Source organism: Afipia birgiae 34632 (assembly GCF_000308295.2).
Lineage (GTDB): Bacteria > Pseudomonadota > Alphaproteobacteria > Rhizobiales > Xanthobacteraceae > Afipia > Afipia birgiae.
On sequence record NZ_HG326652.1, the window covers coordinates 1,886,598 to 1,889,388 of the forward strand.

At 64.6% G+C, this 2,791-nt stretch carries 1 protein-coding gene; it reads right to left on the reverse strand.

What is annotated here, in order from left to right; translation table 11 throughout:
• A partial coding sequence (locus BN32_RS08965) for a baseplate multidomain protein megatron (RefSeq protein ID WP_040425595.1) occupies positions 1-2,664 on the reverse strand: 2,664 nt, incomplete at its 3' end.
• Between the last annotated feature and the right edge of the window lie 127 nt (positions 2,665-2,791).

The following is a 2,791-nucleotide window of genomic DNA, read 5'->3' on the forward strand; positions in this document are numbered from 1 at the left end:
CAGGGTGCGATTCGAACCGCCGACCAGCCGCCGTGACGTCACGGCGGAACGCCGATAGTCGGCAGCGCCGTCCGTGAATCCAAACGAGACTTCGCGCGGCAATTCGGTTTCCTGGCCGCGCGTCAGCCGCGCCAGCGCACCCTTCTGCGAATCGACCAGTTCGTCCTCCGCAATTTCCGCGACCGGCGGCGCGCCGCGCTGAACGAACGTCAGCTCTCCGCCCGCCACCGTCGCATCGAACGCATAAGCCATCGCCAGCGGATCGATCATCGCACGCGGCGACATCGGACGATCCACCACATAGCCGTCGCAGCTTTCGCGCAGGTTGTCCGTGCGCGCATCGGCCACCTCCGCATCCGTGAGGATCGTACCGACCAGCGCATCGAGCGGCGCGGCGCCAAGCCGTCCGGTCAGCCAGTGCCCGGTCTGCCAGTTCGGCCCGTCGCTCCAGACATCCGCTGCGGCGGGAAACACCGGATAGGGCCGCGCATCCCAGGTCCATAGATGAAGCCCGGAGACATCAAGCATGCGACCGCCATAGACCGGCGACACGGGATTCAGTTCATCCGCACCGAACGCCGGATCGAACGCGCTGATGACGGCCTCCAAGTAGCGGCGCTGGATCAGGTCATCGCGCTGGCCGTTCGAGAAATAGGGAATGGTGCCCTCGATCGATCTGGCATCGGGAAACGCACTGGGCTGGTTCGCGCCTTTATCCACGGCCGGGCAACCAACTTCAGTGAGCCAGATCGGCTTGCTGCGCGGCGTCCATGCCGTCGCGCTGCCGAGCTCGGCACCTCCGACGCGTTCGATGTGCGGGTTGGCCCACCAGTTCCACAGATCCTTTGGCCGATAGATCCACGGCTTGCCAAGACCGTCGGTGATCGGCGCGCGTGTCTGCGCGGCGCGCGCAGCATCGTCGGCGTAATACCAGTCATAGGCTTCGCCTCCGTTCAGGTTCGCTGCGAGATAGGCGCGGTTATGGATCGACGACGTGAGCGACGCATCGAGCTGTCCTGCATCGTCGCGCCAGTCCGACAAAGGCGCATAGTAATCGATGCCGACGGCGTCGATGGCCGATGACGCCCACAGCGGATCGAGCGGAAAGCGCACCTCGCTGCCGATCACGTGAGAGCCGTATTCGGTCCAGTCCGCGCCATAGGTCACGACAGTGCCTGCGCCGACGACAGCCTTTACATCCGAAGCCAACGTGGTCAGCGCCTGTACCGCCGGATACACGCCGGATGCCGAACGAACGCGTGTCAGCGCCTTCAGTTCCGAGCCGATCAGGAAGGCATCGACACCGCCGGACGAGACCGCGAGGCTGGCGTAGTGCAAGATCATGCGGCGATAATTCCAGCCGCCGCCGCCGGAAAAGAAACTCGCGATCTGCGTCCCCGCTGCACTTGTACCGTCCGGCGATCCGCTCACGCCCGGCGCGGGACTGCATGTGATGCGCCCGCGCCAGGGATAGACCGGTTGTGAGGACGCTCCGGTCCATGGATCGGTCAGTGTGTTGCCGGCCGGTATGTCCATCATCAAAAACGGATAGAGCGTAATCTTCAGGCCGCGCGCCTTCAGTTCTGCAATCAGGTTGCGCAGGCTGTCGTCGGACGGCGTGCCGCCATAAGCCGGACGCCCCTCTACCGTCGAGACAACTGTCGCGCTTGCCCGGCCCAATCCCGCAACCGACCACGTCCTGCCCGAGGTCACCTTGATGGCGCTGTCGACGCACGGGCGCACGGTGCAATTGCCTGCACGCAGATCATTGCCGAACCACGCGACAACGATAGCGACGCGTTCGAGATTGGGGCACGTCGACTGAAGATCGTCGAGCGAGGCAACGACGTTCGACGCCGCATTGGTGACGTGACGGTTTTCCGGCGCGGATTGTCCGGGACCGAGCACGCGCACCACGGCAGATGTCTCATAGCCAAACTCGGTCGCACCGGGGATCAGCGTCACCGCACGCGTCATCTGCTCGAGCTTGCCGATCGGCCGTATGATCTCGAACGACAGTTGCGGAATCCTGTTGCCGAAATCCGCCAGCGGCAACCGCTCGAACACGACGTAAGCGAGACCGCGATAGGCCGGCGCATTGCCCGCGCCCTCCTTCGCGATGATCAGGTCGTCTGCCGCCTGATCCTCGCCGCCGCGATGAACGCGCACATTGAGGTTCGATATATCGAGCGGTTTGCCGTCGGCCCAGATGCGGCCGACATGGCCGATCTCGCCTTCGCACAACCCGATCGCGAAGTTTGCATAGTAAGAGTATGTGGTCGTCGTGGTGGTGACGGTGCCACCGCCACCGCCGCCTCCTCCGCCGCCTCCTCCGCCGCCGAAACCCTTTCCTCCTCCGCCGCCGCCGCCTGAGGTCTCGGTGCGGGTCGTGATCACTTCCTCGAAGCGCGTCGCCCAGATCACCTGCCCAGACAGCCGCGCCCGGCCGTAGACGCGTGGAATCGGCGCGCCTTCGGTGGAGGCCATGACATCGAGATCGGCGAGCCGCGGCCCTTGCACGCTGCGGCTTGAATCCTGCGCAAACAGCGAACGGTCGATGAAGTTGCCAACGAGTGCACCGGCGATCCGGCCTGCGATGGCGCCTGCCGGGCCGAACACCGCGCCCGCGGCGCCGCCGGCGACTGAAAGAACAAGGGCTGCCATCAGAAGCTCATCCAACGGTAAGTTGAGAGTTATGAACTCGTCATTGCGAGCGAAGCTCGATTTGCTCCCTCTCCCCGCCTGAGGGGAGAGGGTTGGGGTGAGGGGCAATGTCATTGAGCGGATGCAT